The sequence below is a fragment of the Streptomyces sp. NPDC027962 genome (assembly GCF_055566095.1).
Genome location: NZ_JBVHTA010000002.1, coordinates 1 through 18,891 on the forward strand (window position 1 = coordinate 1; position 18,891 = coordinate 18,891).

At 70.7% G+C, this 18,891-nt stretch carries 21 protein-coding genes, 1 tRNA gene and 2 pseudogenes; 19 read left to right on the plus strand and 5 right to left on the minus strand.

Going from position 1 to position 18,891, the window contains the following annotated elements; translation table 11 throughout:
- Positions 1-131: 131 nt before the first annotated feature.
- Positions 132-1,502, minus strand: a complete 1,371-nt coding sequence (locus tag ACZ4SA_RS01600; protein WP_468268495.1) for an NAD(P)-binding domain-containing protein — start codon at positions 1,500-1,502, stop codon at positions 132-134.
- A 275-nt stretch (positions 1,503-1,777) separates the two neighbouring features.
- Between ACZ4SA_RS01600 and ACZ4SA_RS01605 the strand changes: the two genes are divergently transcribed.
- Positions 1,778-2,143 carry an ArsR/SmtB family transcription factor gene (locus ACZ4SA_RS01605; RefSeq protein ID WP_468268498.1) on the plus strand — a complete coding sequence of 122 codons (366 nt, stop codon included), beginning with the start codon at positions 1,778-1,780 and terminating at the stop codon, positions 2,141-2,143.
- Positions 2,144-2,242: 99 nt separating this feature from the next.
- Here the strand turns inward: ACZ4SA_RS01605 and ACZ4SA_RS01610 are convergent, their stop codons facing one another.
- The gene (locus ACZ4SA_RS01610) at positions 2,243-3,862 is read right to left on the minus strand and encodes an alpha/beta hydrolase (RefSeq protein ID WP_468268501.1); all 1,620 of its coding nucleotides are present in this window, start codon (positions 3,860-3,862) and stop codon (positions 2,243-2,245) included.
- A gap of 482 nt (positions 3,863-4,344) precedes the next feature.
- On the opposite strand from ACZ4SA_RS01610, the gene ACZ4SA_RS01615 reads away from it, so the two are divergent.
- From ACZ4SA_RS01615 to ACZ4SA_RS01645, 7 genes and pseudogenes are all read left to right on the plus strand, one after another.
- On the plus strand, positions 4,345-6,054 hold the full coding sequence (locus ACZ4SA_RS01615) for a lysyl oxidase family protein (RefSeq protein WP_468268504.1): 1,710 nt from the start codon (positions 4,345-4,347) through the stop codon (positions 6,052-6,054).
- A 139-nt stretch (positions 6,055-6,193) separates the two neighbouring features.
- Positions 6,194-6,466 (plus strand): hypothetical protein, encoded by a 273-nt coding sequence (locus ACZ4SA_RS01620; protein ID WP_468268507.1) that lies wholly within the window; start codon positions 6,194-6,196, stop codon positions 6,464-6,466.
- 148 nt (positions 6,467-6,614) lie between these two features.
- On the plus strand, positions 6,615-7,031 hold the full coding sequence (locus ACZ4SA_RS01625) for a YciI family protein (RefSeq protein ID WP_468268510.1): 417 nt from the start codon (positions 6,615-6,617) through the stop codon (positions 7,029-7,031).
- Positions 7,028-7,546 (plus strand): annotated as a pseudogene (locus ACZ4SA_RS01630) (sigma factor); the annotation flags it as partial. The gene ACZ4SA_RS01625 and the pseudogene ACZ4SA_RS01630, both read left to right, overlap by 4 nt.
- Positions 7,515-7,697 (plus strand): hypothetical protein, encoded by a 183-nt coding sequence (locus ACZ4SA_RS01635; RefSeq protein ID WP_468269288.1) that lies wholly within the window; start codon positions 7,515-7,517, stop codon positions 7,695-7,697. The pseudogene ACZ4SA_RS01630 and the gene ACZ4SA_RS01635, both read left to right, overlap by 32 nt.
- A 111-nt stretch (positions 7,698-7,808) precedes the next feature.
- Positions 7,809-8,483, plus strand: a complete 675-nt coding sequence (locus tag ACZ4SA_RS01640) for an HhH-GPD-type base excision DNA repair protein (RefSeq protein ID WP_468268513.1) — start codon at positions 7,809-7,811, stop codon at positions 8,481-8,483.
- A gap of 165 nt (positions 8,484-8,648) precedes the next feature.
- Complete coding sequence (locus ACZ4SA_RS01645) at positions 8,649-10,184, plus strand: M28 family metallopeptidase (protein ID WP_468269250.1); 1,536 nt, start codon at positions 8,649-8,651, stop codon at positions 10,182-10,184.
- Between the two features lie 83 nt (positions 10,185-10,267).
- On the opposite strand, the pseudogene ACZ4SA_RS01650 reads toward ACZ4SA_RS01645, so the two are convergent.
- Positions 10,268-10,819: pseudogene (locus ACZ4SA_RS01650) on the minus strand (helicase HerA-like domain-containing protein); the annotation flags it as partial.
- Positions 10,820-11,100: 281 nt separating this feature from the next.
- Between ACZ4SA_RS01650 and ACZ4SA_RS01655 the strand changes: the two are divergent.
- Together ACZ4SA_RS01655 and ACZ4SA_RS01660 are read left to right on the plus strand one after the other, a co-directional pair.
- The gene (locus ACZ4SA_RS01655; RefSeq protein ID WP_003955420.1) at positions 11,101-11,397 is read left to right on the plus strand and encodes a type II toxin-antitoxin system VapB family antitoxin; all 297 of its coding nucleotides are present in this window, start codon (positions 11,101-11,103) and stop codon (positions 11,395-11,397) included.
- 118 nt (positions 11,398-11,515) lie between these two features.
- Positions 11,516-12,136 carry a LytR C-terminal domain-containing protein gene (locus tag ACZ4SA_RS01660; RefSeq protein WP_468268516.1) on the plus strand — a complete coding sequence of 207 codons (621 nt, stop codon included), beginning with the start codon at positions 11,516-11,518 and terminating at the stop codon, positions 12,134-12,136.
- Positions 12,137-12,227: 91 nt separating this feature from the next.
- Here ACZ4SA_RS01660 and upp read toward each other — a convergent pair whose 3' ends face one another.
- Complete coding sequence (upp, locus tag ACZ4SA_RS01665) at positions 12,228-12,863, minus strand: uracil phosphoribosyltransferase (protein WP_356632246.1); 636 nt, start codon at positions 12,861-12,863, stop codon at positions 12,228-12,230.
- A 119-nt stretch (positions 12,864-12,982) separates the two neighbouring features.
- Here upp and ACZ4SA_RS01670 point away from each other — a divergent pair, with 119 nt between their 5' ends.
- From ACZ4SA_RS01670 to ACZ4SA_RS01710, 9 genes are all read left to right on the plus strand, one after another.
- On the plus strand, positions 12,983-13,165 hold the full coding sequence (locus ACZ4SA_RS01670; RefSeq protein ID WP_468268520.1) for a hypothetical protein: 183 nt from the start codon (positions 12,983-12,985) through the stop codon (positions 13,163-13,165).
- Between the two features lie 151 nt (positions 13,166-13,316).
- Entirely contained in the window at positions 13,317-13,853 is a 537-nt protein-coding gene (locus ACZ4SA_RS01675) for a tRNA adenosine deaminase-associated protein (RefSeq protein WP_468268523.1), read from the plus strand.
- On the plus strand, positions 13,853-14,488 hold the full coding sequence (gene tadA / locus ACZ4SA_RS01680) for a tRNA adenosine(34) deaminase TadA (RefSeq protein ID WP_468268526.1): 636 nt from the start codon (positions 13,853-13,855) through the stop codon (positions 14,486-14,488). Before ACZ4SA_RS01675 ends, tadA begins: the two co-directional genes overlap by 1 nt.
- A gap of 82 nt (positions 14,489-14,570) precedes the next feature.
- Positions 14,571-14,655, plus strand: a tRNA-Ser gene (locus ACZ4SA_RS01685).
- 204 nt (positions 14,656-14,859) lie between these two features.
- A complete protein-coding gene (locus ACZ4SA_RS01690; RefSeq protein ID WP_468268529.1) occupies positions 14,860-15,024 on the plus strand; it encodes a hypothetical protein in 165 nt (54 codons plus the stop codon).
- Between the two features lie 27 nt (positions 15,025-15,051).
- Complete coding sequence (locus tag ACZ4SA_RS01695) at positions 15,052-15,345, plus strand: Dabb family protein (RefSeq protein ID WP_468268532.1); 294 nt, start codon at positions 15,052-15,054, stop codon at positions 15,343-15,345.
- A gap of 178 nt (positions 15,346-15,523) precedes the next feature.
- Positions 15,524-16,369, plus strand: coding sequence for an RNA polymerase sigma factor SigF (locus ACZ4SA_RS01700; protein ID WP_468268535.1), 846 nt, complete (start codon positions 15,524-15,526; stop codon positions 16,367-16,369).
- Positions 16,370-16,603: 234 nt separating this feature from the next.
- A complete protein-coding gene (locus tag ACZ4SA_RS01705) occupies positions 16,604-17,461 on the plus strand; it encodes an RNA polymerase sigma factor SigF (RefSeq protein WP_356632234.1) in 858 nt (285 codons plus the stop codon).
- Positions 17,462-18,280: 819 nt separating this feature from the next.
- Entirely contained in the window at positions 18,281-18,580 is a 300-nt protein-coding gene (locus ACZ4SA_RS01710; RefSeq protein ID WP_468268538.1) for a hypothetical protein, read from the plus strand.
- Positions 18,581-18,602: 22 nt separating this feature from the next.
- Here the strand turns inward: ACZ4SA_RS01710 and ACZ4SA_RS01715 are convergent, their stop codons facing one another.
- Complete coding sequence (locus ACZ4SA_RS01715; protein ID WP_468268541.1) at positions 18,603-18,824, minus strand: hypothetical protein; 222 nt, start codon at positions 18,822-18,824, stop codon at positions 18,603-18,605.
- Positions 18,825-18,891: the final 67 nt, after the last annotated feature.

Sequence of the window (18,891 nt, forward strand, 5' to 3'; positions counted from 1 at the left end):
TCCCCAATCTCTCCCCCGCTCTCTTCCCCCCCCCCCCCCCCCCCTCCCCAACCCCCCCCCCCCCTCCCCCCCCCCCCCCCCCCCCCCCCCCCCCCCCCCCCCCGCGCCGTTGTCGAGGTCGGTCACAGGGTTCAGCAGCCTCCGGTGGAGGCCGGAGCTCCGACGCCGATCTGGAGGGTGGCCGGGGCGGCACAGCAGCCACCATCGTCGGCGGCCGGCGCGGCCTCGGGCTGGTCGAAGAGGCCGGCGCCGCCGCATACGCCGGTCTCGGGAAGGGTGAGTTCAACGCGGTCGGCGGATTCGGTGTCGCCGGCGACGGCGGCGACGACGGAGCGGGTCTGCTCGTAGCCGGTGAGGGCGAGGAAGGTCGGAGCGCGGCCGTAGGACTTCATGCCGACGAGGTAGACACCCTGTTCGGGGTGGGCGAGTTCGCGGTGGCCGTGGGGGTAGACGGTCCCGCAGGAGTGCTGGTTGGGGTCGATGAGCGGGGCGAGCTCGACGGGGGCCTGGAGGCGCTCGTCGAGGCCGAGGCGGATCTCGGAGAGAAAGGACAGGTCGGGGCGGAAGCCGGTGAGCACGATGACCTCGTCGACGGGGTCCAGGCGGCGGCCGTCCTCGGCGACCAAAACGAGCTGCTCGCCGTCGCGCTCGATCGCATCCGTACGGAATCCGGTGACGGCGTCGGCGTGGCCCTCGTCGACCGCCGCCTTGGCCGCGAGGCCAAGGGCGCCACGGGCAGGGAGCTGGTCGGCGGCGCCACCGCCGAAGGTGGAGCCGGAGATGCCCCGGCGCAGGATCCACGAAGCGTGCGTGCCGCTGCCGCCCTCGGACCTGGCCAGGCCGGCGAGCGAGGCAAGGGCGGTGAAGGCGGAGGCGCCGGAGCCGATCACGGCCGTGCGCTTCCCGGCGTAACGCGAGCGGACCGCAGGGTCCTTGAGGTCGGGGACGCGATAGGAGATACGGTCGGCCGCCGCGAGCTCGCCGAGGGCCGGGAGTCCGTCGCCGCCTGCCGGGCTCGGGGTGGCCCAGGTCCCGGACGCGTCGATCACGGCCCGGGCGAGGATCCGCTCCTCCGCACCGTCCGCGTACTGCACGTGGACGGTGAACGGCTGCTGGTCGCGGTCGGCATCCACGACACGGTCACGACCGGTGCGGGAGACGCCGGTGACCTGGGCGCCGAGGCGCACCCTGCCACCGAGGACGTCGGCGAGCGGCTGCAGGTAGCGCTCCGCCCAGTCACCGCCGGTCGGACAGAGGGACGCGTCGGGCTTCACCCAGCCGGTCGGGGCCAGCAGCTTCTCGGCGGCCGGGTCGGTGACCTCGCCCCAGGTGGAGAAGAGCCGCACGTGCGCCCACTCCCGCACCGCCGCCCCTGCCCGGGCACCGGCCTCCAGGACGAGGGGTTCCAGGCCTCGGTCGACGAGGTGGGCGGCGGCGGCAAGGCCTGCGGGCCCGGCCCCGATGACTACGAAGGGCAGCTGGTCGGTGGCGGTGGCGTTCACGGCGATTCCCCTTTTGCTTCGATATCCGTCGATCTCTTGCGTCCTCAGCATGACACCTGATTCGACGGGCGTCAACATAGACAGTCATCGAAGCCAGGGTTTCTTCATGGAGTGGTCGACGTCGCCGTGACGAGGGTGGCCCGGCAGTGGAGCCCGCCCTCCGCATCCCTGCGGGGTGCGGGACTCGCTGCGCAGCACACGGCCGGCGACTGGCCCCGCAGCTGCGTCGGCCAGAGCCCCTGGGCGCTTGCTTCGACATGTGTCAACATAGACGTATGCCGAATGTGAAGGTGCTGCCACTGCTGGAGCCCGAGGTCGAGCCGTGCTGCCCGCCGCTCACCGAGCGCCCGCTGACGGCCGAGGAGGCCGAGCAGACCGCGGTGATGTTCAAGGCTCTCGGCGACCCGGTCCGCCTGCGCCTGTTCTCCGCCGTCGCCTCGCACGAGGGTGGAGAGGCATGCGTGTGCGACATCTCCGACGTGGGTGTCTCGCAGCCGACCGTTTCCCACCATCTGAAGAAGTTGAAAGAGGCCGGCCTGCTCTCCTCCGAGCGGCGGGGCACCTGGGTCTACTACCGCGTCGAACCGGCCGTGCTCGCCGCGATGGGGCAGCTGCTGACCAAGGCCGCCGCAGCAGCCTGACCTGGCGCCCCCGTTCGCGCTTCCCGCCTCGCCATGCACCTGAGATCAAGGAAGTCACCGACTCCGCCGGTGCTGTCCGTCGCGCGAAGGCCTTACGTCTCAGTTTCCGTAGGTGCCGGCGAGTGCGCCGCCGCCCGCGGCGACGCCGCCGATCGGTTTGGTGGGGGTGAACGGCGGGGCGTCCTGGCGGCAGGAGGCACCGGCGGGCGGCAGGGCGCCCGTGGTGAAGTACCGCACGGCGTGTTGGTTCACGCAGGTGCTGGGATTGCCCAGGGCGGTGTGCCCATGGCCGTTGAGGGTCAGCAGGCGGGCGTCGGCCAGTGCGCGGGCCATGGCCTCGGCCGCCTGATAGGAGGTGGCCGGGTCGTAGGTGGGGTTGACGACCAGAATCGGGTGGGCGGTGGGCCGGTTGAACGGACTGGTGTAGCGGTGGGCTGCTGTGGCCGGCCAGTGTGCGCACCACTCGTAGTCCCACACCCAGCGACGGCCGAGGTCCCCCGCGCGTGCCGCGCTGAATTCCTCGAGTTCGGGGTAGCGGCTGAGGACGCGGGGGTTGGGGCTCTCGGAGCAGACGACGGCGGCCTCTTGCTCGAATCCGGGATAGGTCCCGAGGAGAGGGAGAGCGGGCGCCTGCGGGGCGCGCCCATGCCACAGTTCCTGCAGCGTCTCAGCGGCGTCGGACCACCCAGGGTGGACGAAGTAGAACTGGGACCGCACGTGGGCCACGGTCTTGCCGTAGGTCCACTCACCCACCGGGCGACGCTGGAGCCGTTGCATCAGGGCTGCCAGTTTGGCGCGGGTCGCCTCGGGGCTCCCCGCAGAGAACGCACAGCGGGCTGCCGGGGCCCGACCGCACAGCTCGAGGAACTGCCCCATGGTGGCGGCCGACCCCAGGTCCGAGCCCATGCGCAAAGAGGTGGTCTCTCGCACGTCGCCGTTCACGGCGCCCTCCGCGTAGCCGAGCGGATCGACGTTTCCGTCCAGGAGCAGGCCGCGCACCTTGTCGGGGAAGAGGTTGGTGTAGACGGCGCCGAGAAACGTGCCGTACGAGATACCCCAGTAGCTCAGCTGCCTGTCCCCCACCGCCTGGCGCAACCGGTCCAGGTCGCGGGCGCTGTCGGGGGTGGAGACATACGGCAGCAGCGTCCCGGCGCGCTGCTGGCAGCGCTTGGCCAGGTCCGCCCTCCCGGCGAACCAGATCTGCCGTTCCTTCTCCCCCGCGGGGAAGCCCTCCGGCTGCCGTTCCCACCAGGCCTGCGCCTCCTCGGTGTCGCTGAAGCAGCGCACCGCGGTGCTGCGGCCCACACCGCGAGGATCCCAACTGACGATGTCGAAACGCCTGCGCAGTTCCTCCGGGAAGTACCGGTACCAGACCGGCAGAGCAACCGTGCCGGGTCCGCCCGGGCCGCCGGGGTTGAAGAACAGCGAACCGATTCTTGTCGACGGGCTGGTGGCTTTGCGCCGGATCACGGCGAGATCGACGGTCCGGCCCGCCGGGCGGTCGTAGTCGAGCGGGGCTCCGGACGTCGCGCACTCGAATCCCCGCTGTGCCGGTACCTCGCACGGCCGCCACTCCAGCGCTGACGCCTCGCCGCTCCCGCCGGTCCCGCCACGATCGGTCTTCGGCGCTGTCGCTCCCGCGGACAGGAGTACGTACGGCAGCACCAGCGCGACGCACCACACCGAACTGGCTCGCCGCCTCGATATGAACCCGGGCATCAGGTGTCCCTTCGGGCAGGTGTCGGCCCCCGGAGTCCGATGGTCTCGACCACCTCACCACCCCGGGGGTCCGGCAGCACCTGCTGGGCACCCGAACGCGGTACGGGCCACGGACGCGGATTCGAAGGGCCCCGCCGCGGAACGGTGGGGCCCCTCGAATGGTGCGACGCGGCCCTTCGACGTGGTGCGACGCGGCCTCTCGACGTGGGTGCGACGCTGCCCTCCGAGTGGTGCGACGCGGTCGCCGGGCGGAATCAGCGGCTCCGTGGGGGCCGGATCCGTCGTTCACCGTCTGCTTCCGGCCAACGATGCGCAACTCGCGGTCCACAGACAACCCGAGGCGCCGCCGGACACCTCTCACAGCGGGGACACAGCTTCGCAATCAGGAGAGCCCGTCGTGCCCGATCCGGCACGGTCGGACCGCCGTGCGCCGCTGTCGCTCCACCCGTTCCGTCAGTCAGGCACTCGGAGAACGAGGATTGATGACCAGATCCCACCAGACCCGCCTGTGGCGTCCGGCGCTCGCTGCCGCCGCGGCGATCGCCGTGACCGCCGGTGTCGTCGCCGCCGCGCCCGACGCCGCGAAGGCGTCGTCCGACCCGAAGCTCAGTCTGATCGCCGCCTCCACGTCGGTGACCCTCGACTCGTGGAAGGAGGACCCCGGCGTCTACCTCGACCTCGGCACGTACGTCACCGCGGAGAACGGGCCTCTCGAGCTCAAGGTGACCCGCAAGTCCTACAAGGACCCGGTCGTCGCCACGCAGGTCTTCCGTGAGGGGAAGAAGACCCGCACCAAGACCCTTCCCGCGGGTCTGGTGAAGGACTTCTCGGGGCTGCCGGGCTTCGTGCAGATCACCGTCACGGACGCGGCGGGCAGGACGGCGCTGAAGAGGACGGAGGACTTCTGCCCGAACAACGCGTCGGGCCGGGTGCGGCCCGACGCTCCGAGCAGGTCGAAGTACCCGCAGAGCTGCCCGGTCAACCCGTTCACCCTCGGCTCGGTGTGGGGCGTCGAGAACGGCTGGGCGTCCAACACGTACTCGGGCCACTACTCGTCCCCGGTCGCCCTGCCCGCGGGGAAGTACACCGCCAAGGTGTCCGTGACCAAGCGCTACCGCGACCTGTTCGGCATAGCGAACAAGCCGCAGACGATCAAGGTGACCGTACGCGAGCGCAGCTGGGAGGAGGGCGCCGGCGCGGCGTCCGCCGGGCACGGAGCCCGTGCAGGCGGGCACGGCAGCCATGCGGCCGGGCACTCCGGCCACAAGGCGATGCGCGCGCCGGCGCCCGCGGCCGCGACGACTGGGGCGGGTCCGTCGTACAACGTGGGGCACGGCCCGTACGCTCCCGCTCCGCCCGCCCTCCCCTGGGCGCTCAAGAAGGCCGGTTTCGGGGCGGCACGGGCGGCAGACGGCAGCGGGCAGACGGACGGTTCGCGGCAGGCGCCCGGTGAGCGGCCCAACGCCGCGCGGCCGACGGGCAAGGCGTCCGTACCGGACGTGCCCAAGCCCGACCTCCGTTCGCTGCCGGCCTACGGCATCACCATCAGCGACGGGGAGGGTGACATCCCGGGCAAGGACTACCTGGCCTTCAGCGCCAACGTCTGGAACGCGGGCCCCGCGAAGCTCGTCGTCGACGGCTTCCGCTCCCCCGGCAAGAAGCTGATGGACGCCTATCAGTACTTCTACGACGCCAAGGGGAAGCAGATCGGCTACACCCCGACCGGCACCATGGAGTGGGACCCGCGTCCCGGCCACGAGCACTGGCACTTCACGGACTTCGCCAGCTACCGGCTGCTCAAGGCCGACAAGAAGGAGACGGTGCGCAGCGGCAAGGAGGCCTTCTGCCTGGCCAACACCGACGCGGTCGACTACACGGTGAAGAACGCCAACTGGCACCCGGACGGCACCGACCTGTCCACCGCCTGCGGCCAGGAGAACTCGATCTCCGTCCGTGAGGTGCTCGACGTCGGCTCCGGCGACACGTACACCCAGGATCTGCCCGGCCAGTCCTTCGACATCACCAACCTGGCGAACGGCACCTACTACATCCAGGTGCTCGCGAACCCGGAGAAGCGGCTCAAGGAGACCAACGTCAACAACAACAGCGCGCTGCGCAAGATCGTCCTGGGCGGGCGCCCGGGCGCCCGCACCGTGACGGTGCCGGCCCACGGCCTGGTCGACGCCAACTGACGTCCCCCTCGACGCCGTGACAGGTGTCGCGCCATGACAGGCCTCGGCCCCCGGGAGGTGCTCCCGGGGGCCGAAGCCGTGGCGCGGTACGGATCCGGGCTTACCGTGGAAGTACACCGAACCGGCAAAGGGCGGCGCCATGGTCAGCGTCAGCGAGCGGAAAGCACTGCGCAGCCGCGTGCTGCACGAGGTGTACGAGAGGTCGGGCGGGACGTCGGCCCTGGTGAGCGCCGCCGCGGTGCGCGACGCCCTCGGAGTCGACGATCAGGAGATGGGCGCCGCCTGCGAGTACCTCGCGGGGGAGGGGCTCGTCATGCTCGAGGCCGACACGTTCGGCACCACCGCGTCGCCGAGCCTGATCGCGCTGACGCACCGGGGCGTGGTGCGCGTCGAGGAGTCCATCGGCGACTGACCGCGCGCGGACTTTCTCCTTCGTATTCATCGGCCGCCCATGCACAGGCCGCGAAATCCGCCGCGCCCTGTCGAGAATGCGTCACCAGCTCCGACGTCCCCTGTGAAAGTTGCCCACAAGGGGCGGCCACTCTTCCGAGGAGCGAGTCATGAAGTACCTGGTGATGGTTCAGGGCACACAGGCGGACTACGAGGCGATGCGCGGCAACGGCTCCGAGCACGCCCCCGCCTGGAGCGAGAAGGACATGCAGGCCATGTTCTCGTTCATGCAGAGCGTCAACGACGACCTTGCCGAGTCCGGTGAGCTCGTCGACGGTCAGGGCCTCGCCGAGCCCGCGCAGACCCGGTGCGTCACCGCCGGGAAGGACGGCCGGCCGGTGATCACGGACGGCCCGTACGGCGAGACGAAGGAGCTCCTCGCCGGTTACTGGGTCCTGGACTGCGAGAGCCTGGACCGGGTCACGGAGATCGCGGCGCGCATCGCCCGGTGTCCCGTGCCCGAGGGCACCACCGACTACCCCGTGGTGATCCGGCCCATCATGGACGACGCAGGCGGCCTGTGTTGAGACGGACGACCGACGTCGAGGACCTGCCGCGCCGGCACGCGCCGCAGGTCCTCGGCGCGCTGGTGCGCCGCTACGGCCACTTCGACCTGGCGGAGGACTCCGTCCAGGAGGCGCTGCTGGCGGCGGCGCAGCAGTGGCCGCGGGACGGCGTACCGGACAACCCACGCGGCTGGCTGATCAAGGTCGCCTCCCGTCGTCTGACGGACCTGCTGCGCAGCGAGGAGGCCCGCCGCCGGCGGGAGGAGACGGCCGGCAGGCTCGCTCCCCGCGACGCCTTCATCGCACCGCCCCCGGGTGAGCGCCGGGCCCCGTCCGACGACGACACGCTCACTCTGCTCTTTCTCTGCTGCCATCCCGAGCTGAGCCCGGCGGCGCAGGTGGCCCTCACCCTGCGGGCCGTGGGCGGTCTGACGACGGCCGAGATCGCACGCGCGCATCTGGTGCCGGAAGCGACGATGGCCCAGAGGATCAGCCCTCGCCGAAGTGACCCGTCTGGAGGACCGGTTGGCCGGCCACCACCGGCTCGACGCCGTCCGCGCCCATCCGCTCGAGAAGGCGGGCGATCCCGAGGCGGCCCGAGCGGCGTACAGCACGGCGGCCGCCCGCACTTTCAGCATCCCCGAGGCCCGCTACCTGCAGGCAAGGGCCGCGCGCCTGCAACCGTGAGCCTGCGCCGCTGCCGCACCGGCAGAACAGGTCGTCCGCCTCCGTGCCGCGCGTGCCACGCCCGTCGGCCTCTCACTGGCGGCGTACCAGCCGTCGGGTGATCATCGGGGCATGAAAGCCACCATTCATCTCGCCCAGCGACCGGAGGCCGACGAGTTGCTCGGCCGCAGCGCGCTCGCCGCGCTGATCGGGATGCTCCTCGATCAGCAGATTCCCATGGAGTGGGCGTTCACCGGCCCGTACACGATCGCGCAGCGGCTGGAGACCGACGATCTCGACGCCGCCGAGATCGCCGCGTACGACCCGGACGCCTTCACCGAACTGCTGCGCGAGAAGCCTGCCGTCCACCGCTATCCGGCGTCGATGGCCAAACGGGTGCAGGAGCTGTGCCAGTTCCTCGTCGACGAGTACGGCGGCGACGCGAGCGCCGTCTGGACGGACGTGGCGAGCGGGCGGGAGCTGCTGGCGAGGCTGAAGGCGCTGCCGGGCTACGGCGAGCAGAAGGCGCAGATCTTCCTGGCCCTGCTGGGCAAGCGGTACGGCGTACGTCCCGAAGGCTGGCGGGAGGCGGCCGGCGCGTACGGCGAGGAGGACTCCTACCGGTCGGCGGCCGACATCACCGGCCCCGAGTCGCTCGCCAAGGTGCGTGCGTACAAGCAGGAGAAGAAGGCCGCAGCCAAAGCCGCCAAAGCCGCGGAGACCGCCCGGAACGTGAGGGCGACGAAGACGGCCGCGTCGCCGCGGGCGCCGAAGGGGTCGAAGACCACCGATCCCAAGAAGCGCTGACAAACGGCCGGTTGAAGTGGATGCAGTACCTGAGCGGGTCAATGTGACGAAATGCGCCATGAGTTACGGCACAAGTGTTCACAGGAGGCCTGGAGATCGCTAACTTCCCCTCAACCCTCGTTCACATCGGGAAGGACCTCTGTGAAGGCAACCCATCGCAGAGCCGTGGCCACCGTGGCCGCAGCCGCACTCGCGACCCCGCTCCTGCTGGCATCCGCCTCCCCGTCCGCTGCGCACCGTCAGGACCCCGCGGAGCGGGCCGCCAAGGACGCGTCGAAGCTGGCACGGAAGCTGGTCGACAAGTCGTCCGCGGACGACGCTTTCGAGCACCTGGAGAAGTTCCAGCAGATAGCGGACAGCACGGACGGCCACCGGGCCGCCGGCTCGCTCGGTCACGACGCGTCGGCCGCGTACGTGTACCAGCAGATGAAGAAGTACGGATACGACGTCTCGTACCAGCGCTTCGAGTTCATCTACACCGAGACACTGGCAGAGAAGCTCTCCGTGACGTCACCGGCGCCCCGTGACGTCGAGATCAAAGCCATGACGTACACCAAGTCGACCCCCGTCGGTGGCATCAAGGCCGACGTGGCCGCCGTGCCGGTGGACGACACGACCGGCTGCGAGGCGGCCGACTACGCGTCGGGCACGTTCACCGGCAAGATCGCGCTGATCAAGCGCGGCGGTTGCACGTTCGCCGACAAGCAGGCGGCCGCGGCGGGCGCGGGAGCGGTCGGCGCGATCGTCTACAACAACACCGAGGGCGTGCTCTCCGGCACCCTGGGCGACCAGGCATCCGCCAAGATCCCGACCGGCGGAGTCACCCTCGCCGAGGGCGAGAAGCTCGTCGCGGACCTGGCCAAGGGTCCGCTGAAGGTCTCGTTCGAGGTCCGCGAGCTGCAGGAGATGCGCGCGACCAACAACGTGATCGCGGAAACCCGCCGCGGCAACGCCGCCAACACGGTGATGCTCGGCGCGCACCTCGACTCCGTGACCGCCGGCCCCGGCATCAACGACAACGGCTCCGGCTCCGCCGGTCTGCTCGAGGTCGCCCAGGAGCTCGCCAAGCGGGAGAAGCGCCCCGCCAACAAGGTCCGCTTCGCCTGGTGGTCCGCGGAGGAGAACGGCCTGCTCGGCTCCGAGCACTACGTCGCGGGCCTCAGCAGCCTGGGCAAGAAGGAGATCAAGCTCTACCTGAACTTCGACATGATCGCCTCGCCGAACTACGGGATGTTCGTCTACGACGGCGACGACTCGGACGGCGTCGGCGCGGGAGCGGGCCCGGCGGGCTCCGCGCAGCTCGAGCGCGACATCAACGAGTTCCTCGACAAGCAGGACACCCCGCACGAGGGCACCGACTTCACCGGCCGCTCCGACTACGGGCCGTTCATCGAGGTCGGCATCCCGTCCGGCGGCACGTTCACCGGGGCCGAGGGCATCAAGACCGAGGCGCAGGCGAAGAAGTTCGGCGGCGTCGCGGGTATCGCGTACGACGTGAACTACCACGCCGCCGGCGACAACATCGACAACATCAACATGGAGGCGTTCGCCGCCAACATCGGCGTCATCGCCAATGCGGTGGGCACCTACGCCCACGACATCAGCTCGCTGCGCAAGCCCGTCGCGACCGTCCCGACGGACGGTGACGCGGGCAGCGGCGGCGGCCTGCACGACGGCCACGGCCACGAGGTGACCGAGTAACACCACCGGCACCACTGGCACGAACCGGCACCACCGGAACGAACCGGCACGACCGGCACCACCCGGCGCGGCGCGCCGCGGGCTCACCGCCTGCGGCGCGCCGTCCCGAAGAGCGACCGCGAGATCTCCCGCCCCAGCTGCGTGCCGACCCACCGACCGGGCGAGCGACCTGAAGATCCCGCTCCCCATGGCCTGTCCCGAGAGCGGCTCCTCGCGCCTTCCGGTCCGCGCGGGCTTCGGCTCGGCGGCATCCCGCTCGGCCGCATCCCGTGCAGCGGCTTCCTGTGCCTCGGCTTCCTGTGCCGCGGCCTCCGCAGCGGCCTCGGCCGCCTGCTGCTCGTCCGTCAGCTTCTCGTACGCCGCCTCCCGGTCGACCGCCTCCGCGTACCGCGCGTGCAGCGGCGAAGCCTTCACCGCCGCATCCGGCTCGCCCGCGTCGACGGGACCCATCAGCGACTGCGGCGCCCGCGACCGCGTCACCGCCACGGGTTCGGCGCGCTCCTCCAGGTCGTACGCGGAGTTCGGGAACGTCTTCACCGTCGCCTTCAGCGCCTTGGCGTCGTCCGGAGTGAAGGCGCGCAGCGCGTGCCGCACCCGGTTGCCCACTGCGCCGGCACGTCGCCAGGAGGGTCCTGGTCCTGCCGGTGCCGGTGGCGCCGGCGACCGGACCGTGCCGGTCGAGCACGGACAGCGGTACACGGATCTGTGCGGCCGGGTCGCACTGGTCCGTCCCAGAGCAGGGCTCCCAGCTCCAGCACGGGCCCCGTGAAGGCGTATCCGGCGGCATCTGCTGCCCTGGCGTCTGGTCCCTCCGGCTCAAGAGAGCCCCCAATTTTCCCGGTTTGAAAGTTTTGATCGGGATCGCACTGCGGGTCCATGGCTGCGCCATGAGCCTCTTGACCGGTAGGCTTTCCGTGTGATCTTCAAGCGCATCGGTAACGGGCGGCCGTATCCCGACCACGGCCGGGAAAGCACCCGGCAGTGGGCGGATGTCGCGCCGCGCCCGGTCCGCCTCGATCAGCTCGTGACCACCAAGGGCCAGCTGGATCTCGAGACCCTCCTCGCAGAGGACTCGACGTTCTACGGGGACCTCTTCGCCCATGTCGTGAAGTGGCAGGGCGACCTCTACCTGGAGGACGGGCTGCACCGCGCCGTTCGCGCCGCGCTGCAGCAGCGTCAGGTGCTGCACGCCCGCGTGCTCGAGCTGGGCTGAGTCCGGCGTCCGGCGGCCGGCCGACGACTGATCCTTTCGGGGTTCTTTCGCCACCGTACGGACGCAATCCGTTGATCGTTTAGTAGGCATGGCCACCGGGCGGCACTACGCTGCGCCCATGAGCATGCTGACTCCCCCCGGCATGGGCGGAAAGTACCGCATCACGGGCGACAAGTACCCGCGAATGCGACGCCCCCGGAACCGCCGCAGGATCGTCTTCGCAGTGGTCGCCGCGGTGGTTGCGCTGGGTGTTGCCGGTTGGGGGACCGTGCAGCTCATCGACGCGTTCACCGGTGGCGGCAAACCGTCCGCGAGCACGCGCGCCGCCGCGTGCGAACCCAAGCCGGCACCCTCGGCGGCACCCCCGCTGCCCCTGCCGCGCCAGATCACGGTGAACGTCTACAACGCGACCCCGCGGTCCGGCCTGGCGAAGTCGACGGCCGACGAGCTGAAGAAACGTGGCTTCAAGATCGGCAAGGTCGCCAACGCGCCCGCCGCGTACGACAAGAAGGTGCCCGGCCCCGCGTTGCTCCTCGGGGCCACAACGGCCCGGGACGGGGCGTTCCGCGTGCTCGGCACGCAGGTGAGGGGCTTCCAGATGCAGACCGACACCCGCGGGACCACGGACGTCGACCTGATCATCGGCACGGCGTTCAAGGCTCTCGACGCGAAGGCGGACGCCGACGTGGCCCTGGCGGCCCTGACCAAGCCGAAGCCGGTGCCCTCGGGGAAGTGCTGACGCGACGCGTGACACGACCGAGGGCCGGAAGTTCCCGGCCCTCGGTCGTGTGCCTGTGCGCGGTCGTGTGCCTGTGCGCTGCGCCGACGGGCTAGTCGGCGGACCCGTACATGCGGTCACCCGCGTCGCCGAGGCCCGGCACGATGTACCCGTGCTCGTTCAGACGCTCGTCCACCGACGCCGTCACCACGGTCACCGGGGTGCCCGCCAGCTCGCGCTCCATCACCTCGACGCCCTCCGGCGCCGCCAGCAGCACGACCGCGGTCACATCGTCCGCGCCGCGCTTGATCAGTTCCTGGATCGCCGCCACCAGCGTGCCGCCGGTGGCGAGCATCGGGTCGAGCACATACACCTGGCGGCCGGACAGGTCCTCCGGCATACGGGTCGCGTACGTGGACGCCTCGAGCGTCTCCTCGTTGCGGATCATTCCGAGGAAGCCCACCTCGGCGGTCGGCAGCAACCGGACCATGCCGTCGAGCATGCCCAGCCCGGCCCGCAGGATCGGCACCACCAGCGGCCGCGGGTGGGACAGCTTCACACCGGTCGTGCCCGTCACCGGGGTCTCGATGTCGACCTGCTCGGTGCGCACGTCGCGGGTGGCCTCGTACGCGAGCAGGGTGACCAGCTCGTCGGCGAGCCGCCGGAAGGTCGGGGAGTCGGTGCGCCTGTCGCGCAGCGTGGTGAGTTTGTGCGCCACCAGGGGGTGGTCGACGACGTGGATCCGCATGCCGTCAACAGTAGCCCGGGCTCGCATCAAGGACGGTTCCGGAGGGAAGGTGGAGGGGTGTCCCCCCAGGCCGCAGCGCCGGAGGGGAAGACGGATGCAGTCGTGGGGTGGTGTGGCCGATGCCGGAGCCGGAGCCGGAGCATGAAGAGGAAACCGCGTCCGACGCGGAGCGCCGCAGGCGACGCGCCCAGTTCCTGCGTGAGCTGAACGAGGCAAAGGCGCTGCGCGACCGCGTCCAGCCACGACGGGCCCGAGCCGCCCGGATGCGCCAGCAGATGCGCATGCGGACCTTCCGCTGGTAGCCCGTCCCATGAAGACCCGTAAGAACTGGTGGCCGACGCAACGACGGAAGACCTCTCGCAACGCGTCTCTTTCTGCCACGATTCCGAGTGGGCGGGGCACGAACGCAACGCGCCGCCGGTCGTCACACCTCTGATCAGTGGGAGAGTCACGGTGTACTTCGCCGCACTGCTCGCGCGCACTCAAGACGGGTGGGAAGCGAGCGACACAGAGCTCGACGATGTGGAGACCCTGTCGGATCTGACCGACCTGGCCCGCGATGCCTCGGTGGACGAGGACACGGTGCTCGTCTTCATCGAGCAGGAGGACGCCTGGTTCGGCGTCCTGCGGGTCGAGGGCGAGGAGGACCCTCGTATCTTCGTGTCGGACGCGGCCGCGGCCGCGCGCTCCTCGTACGGGGAGATCCTCACCAACGAACTGCTCGGCGGGGACGATGACGACCCGGCCGACGATCTGGACGCGCTGAACCTCGACGGTACGGAGGACGGAGAACCGGACGAGGACGACGAGGACAGGGCGGACGTCCCGGCCCAGGGCGGCGAGTCCGTGCCGTCCGGACCGGTCGGCGACCGCGAGATCCTCGCGGACCTCGGGCTGTCGGAGAAGGAACTGCTGGCGCTGGACACGGACGCACTGATGGAGATCGCGGACGCGCTCGGCGCGGGCGAGGTGCTGGAGACCGTGCGCTAGTGACCCCGGCAGGAGATCAGGCCCCGGAGGGGTCGGCCGGTCCGGTGCCGGGCCCGGCCGACCCCGTGCGCGATCCGTGGGAGACGGCGATGCGTCTCGCCCTCGGCGAGGCGGACCGCGCCGCCCAAGGCGGCGATGTGCCGGTCGGCGCCGTCGTGCTGTCCGGCGACGGCACGATCCTCGCGGCGGGCCACAACGAGCGTGAGGCGACGGGCGATCCGACGGCACACGCGGAGGTGGTGGCCATCCGAAGGGCCGCGGCCGTCGTCGGGGAGTGGCGGCTGACCGGCTGCACGCTCGTCGTGACGCTGGAGCCGTGCACCATGTGCGCGGGTGCGATCGTCCAGTCGCGGGTGGAGCGGGTGGTCTACGGCGCCCGTGACGAGAAGGCGGGCGCGGCGGGTTCACTGTGGGACGTCGTACGGGACCGGCGGCTCAACCACCGGCCGGAGGTCGTCCTCGGAGTGCTGGAGGAGGAGTGTGCGACGCAACTGACGGCGTTCTTCCGTGACCGGCCGGGCGGGCGGGCAGCCGGCCCGGCCGTCGACCCGGCCGTCGACCCGGCCGTCGCTGCGAGCGGCAACCCGGTATCCGCACCGGGCCGTCCGGCGGACGGCGGGTCCGGTGACCGCTGAGGGGCACCTGGCGGACGCTCTTCCGGGCCCGGCGCGGATACCGATTTCAGAGCACGGCCCACCTTGGGCTAAGCTCTCTCCCGGTAGCGTGTCCGAGCGGCCGAAGGAGCTCGCCTCGAAAGCGAGTGTGGGGAAACTCACCGAGGGTTCAAATCCCTCCGCTACCGCTCTTGTCGAAGGGCCCCGGTGCGATGCACCGGGGCCCTTCGCCTTTCCCGCGCAACCCTGTTCATGTGCACAGCACGACGTCGCCGGCAGGCGCGGAAGGCCCGGGGCGCCGGGCCCCTGGTCCTGCGGATACCGTTCGAACGTCCTCGGCTAGACTCACGCGACCGTCGCCAGGGCAGGGACAGCAGGGGAGACAGAGGCCGATGGGGCAAGCGAAGAAGATAGCCGTCTACGTCGTCGTCGTCTTCGTCCTGTGGACGATCATCAAATCCCCCAACCGGGCCGCCGAACTGGTGGGGGTAGGGTTCGAGGGCATTTCGAGCGCCGCACAGGGCGTCGGAGAGTTCATGACCCAGCTCGTCAACTAGCTCGTCCGGCCAACCAGGGAGTGCCCCTTGATCCGCCATCTGGTCCTCTTCAAGCTCAACGAGGGCGTCGGGCGCGACGAGCCGCGCGTCGCAGCCGGCGTGAAGGCATTCCAGGAACTGGAAGGGGTCGTTCCGGAGCTGGAGTTCTGGGAGTGCGCCTGGAACATCACCGACCGGCCCATCGCCTACGACTTCGCGATCAACTCGGCCGTCGCCGACAAGGACGCGCTGCAGCGGTACATCGAGCACCCGGCCCATCAGGCGGCTGCCGGACAGTGGCGCGAATTCGCCACGTGGGTGATCGCCGACTACGAGTTCTGATCCGTCCCGCCCCTGCCCCTCGCCTACTTTGGCGGGGGGCTTTTCGGTTTTCCATCCCAACGCCCACGTCAACACGGCGTTATCAGGTGCTTGCACACAGTGGACATGTCTTGTGATGCTATGACCGCTTTTGACGGATGAGTTTGACCGTAAATGACCGCAAAGGGGTGGCTTGACCGTGTCGGCCAGTACTGCGCCTCAGGTGCCACCTCAGAACGAAAGGCCCGACGACGCCGCTCCAGCTGCCGCGAAGCCGCAGCGGCGGGGCGCCGACACCAGGGCTCTGACCCAGGTGCTTTTCGGCCGCCTCAAGGGGCTGGAAGTGGGCACCCCGGAGCACTCCCAGGTGCGTGCGGCGCTCATCGAGGCCAACCTTCCGCTGGTGCGGTACGCCGCCGCGCGCTTCCGCAGCCGCAACGAGCCGATGGAGGATGTCGTCCAGGTCGGCACTATCGGGCTGATCAACGCGATCGACCGGTTCGACCCCGACCGAGGGGTGCAGTTCCCGACGTTCGCGATGCCGACGGTCGTCGGCGAGATCAAGCGGTACTTCCGCGACAACGTGCGGACCGTGCACGTGCCGCGCCGGCTCCACGAGCTGTGGGTGCAGGTCAACGGCGCCACCGAGGACCTGACGACGGCGCACGGCCGTTCACCCACGACCGCCGAGATCGCCGAGCGGCTGAAGATCGGCGAGGACGAGGTGCTCGCCTGCATCGAGGCCGGCCGCTCTTACCACGCGACCTCCCTGGAGGCGGCTCAGGAGGGCGACGGCATGCCCGGACTGCTGGACCGGCTCGGCTACGAGGACCCGGCGCTGGCCGGCGTCGAACACCGGGACCTGGTGCGCCACCTCCTCGTACAACTGCCCGAACGCGAGCAGCGGATCCTGATGCTCCGCTACTACAGCAACCTGACACAGTCCCAGATCAGTCAGGAACTCGGAGTCTCCCAGATGCATGTGTCGCGGCTGCTGGCGAGAAGTTTCGCTCGACTTCGTTCCGCAAACAGGATCGAAGCGTAGCTCGAACGGGTAGACCCCTCGTGAGCCGCTGACGGTAGCTCAAAAGCCTTACACCCCCTGCTTCCTGGGCATTTTTACGCGATACTTGTCGACATGTCACTACAGCGTGTTGCCGACATGTGACATTCTGCTGGAACCGCGTTTGCCGCAGCCTCGCCGCCGGTATTCAGGTGGAGGCTGCGTTCCTCAGACGGTCGCGGCCACCGCGACCGTCCGCGACCTCAAGGGGGTGGCATGTCCGTAGAACAGGGCAGCTCGAAGGTGCTCACTCGCGCTCCTGGCGCACCCGCACCTGTCGTGCCCGACAGCTCGGAAGCCATCGACACCCGCACTCTCTCCCGCTCCCTGTTCCTGCGGCTGCGCGCCCTGGACAGCGAGGGTGCGGCCGACGACAGCCCGGAGCGCACCTACGTGCGCGACACCCTCATCGAGCTCAACCTCCCCCTCGTCCGGTACGCCGCGGCGCGCTTCCGCAGCCGTAACGAACCGATGGAGGACATCGTCCAGGTCGGCACGATCGGTCTGATCAAGGCGATCGACCGATTCGACTGCGAGCGGGGCGTGGAGTTCCCGACCTTCGCGATGCCGACGGTCGTCGGCGAGATCAAGCGCTTCTTCCGCGACACCTCGTGGTCGGTGCGGGTGCCGCGCCGACTCCAGGAGCTGCGCCTCGCCCTCACCAAGGCGAGCGACGAGTTGGCGCAGAAGCTCGACCGCTCGCCGACCGTGCCCGAACTGGCAGCCGTCCTCGGAGTGTCGGAGGAGGACGTCGTCGACGGGCTCGCCGTCGGGAACGCCTACACGGCGTCGTCGCTCGATTCCCCGTCCCCGGAGGACGACGGCGGAGAGGGCTCGCTGGCGGACCGGCTGGGCTACGAGGACGCGGCGCTCGAAGGGGTCGAGTACCGCGAGTCGCTCAAGCCGCTGCTCGCCAAACTCCCGCCCCGGGAGCGGCAAATCATCATGCTCCGCTTCTTCGCCAACATGACCCAGTCACAGATCGGCGAGGAGGTCGGCATCTCCCAGATGCATGTCTCGCGGCTGCTGACCCGCACGCTGGCGCAGCTGCGGGAGGGGCTGATCGCGGACTGAGCGGTCCGCGTCGCTGAACTGCGTGGAGGAGCGAGGTCGGCCGGCCCCGTCGGCCGGCCGCCGCGGCCGGCCGCCGCGTCGGTCGTCTCGTGCCGGTCCGCCCCGTCGGTCGGCCGCGGCGGTCGGCGCCGTCGAGCGGCCGCGTCTGTCGACGTATCGGTCGGCAGTGCCGGTCGTCCCCGCGCCGGTCGGCGTATCGAGTGGCCGCGTCGGTCGGCAGCAGCGTCGCGCGACCGCGTCGGTCCACCGCACAGCGGTCGATCCCGTGCCGAGTGGCGTCGGTCGGCTCGGCGCCGAGTGGCCTCGGCCGGCGGCCGCAGAGGGAGTCGTACGGGGCTTCCTTACTGACGGTCCGTCAGCCACACTGGCGCGATGCGGCGACGACGGACCGGAATCGTGGCGGTCGCGCTCTGTCTCGGCGGAGCGTTGACCGCGTGCGGGGGCGGCGGCGGAGAGGGTGAAGTGGCGCTCGGCGCCGCAGGGTCCGGTACCGAGCGGGCTCCCACGGCCGCCGTGCCGCCGAAGGGCGAGGTCTCCATGACTCCGCTCGACCGCCGGCCACCGACCGGCACCAGCCCCGGCCCAGGGCCTGCAGGAGGAGAATCCGCGGGCGGCTCCGGCGAAACGGGGCCGGCCGCAGGAACGAGCGGCGGCAGCCCGCCCGCGCAGAGCCCTACGGGCGTCGCCCCGGGAAGCGGCGGCCCGGCGGACGCACCTGGCGCTCCCGGGCCCACACCGTCACAGCCGGCGCCCGGCCCCCGGCCCGATCCCCCACCGGCCCCAGGGCCGAAGCCGGACCCGGGGCCCACCGGACCCGCCGTGCTTCAGCTCGGCGAGCCGGTCAGGGAGGCCCTCGACAAGCGGTGGTGCGAGCGCGTCACCGTGGAGTTCCGCAACACCGGCGGCACGGCTGCGACCGCCGGCACCGTCACGTTCGCAACGCACATCATCGGTGCGCTCGGCATCGACTGGGCCACCATCGAGTCCCGGCAGCCGCTGCCGGCGCCGATCGCGCCCGGAGCCGTGGGGAAGCAGGCGTACACGGTGTGCGTGGACGCCTGGCGGGTGCCGTTGGGCATGCACATCGAGACCCAGGACGTCAGCGCGACCTGGACCTGACGGGCGCGTGCCCGTAACGGGCTCAGCCGAGCGCGAGCCAGGCGACCGCGCCAAGGATGACCAACACCGCGATCACACCGACGATCAGGCCGACACGCGAGGAGGACGTCGCAGCGGGCGTGGCCGCCGCGCGGCCCTGGGGCGCGCCTTCGTCGACAAAAGCGCGGAACATCTGGGTGCTGCCCGCGGGGTCGTAGTTGCCCTCGGGGCCCTGGCCTTGGGGAGCATGGGGGTTGTGTGCCATGGGTCAGGACCCTAGCGAACGGCGGTGCCGGGCCCAACCCCGGGCGGACTGCGGGGAGCCTCCCGCG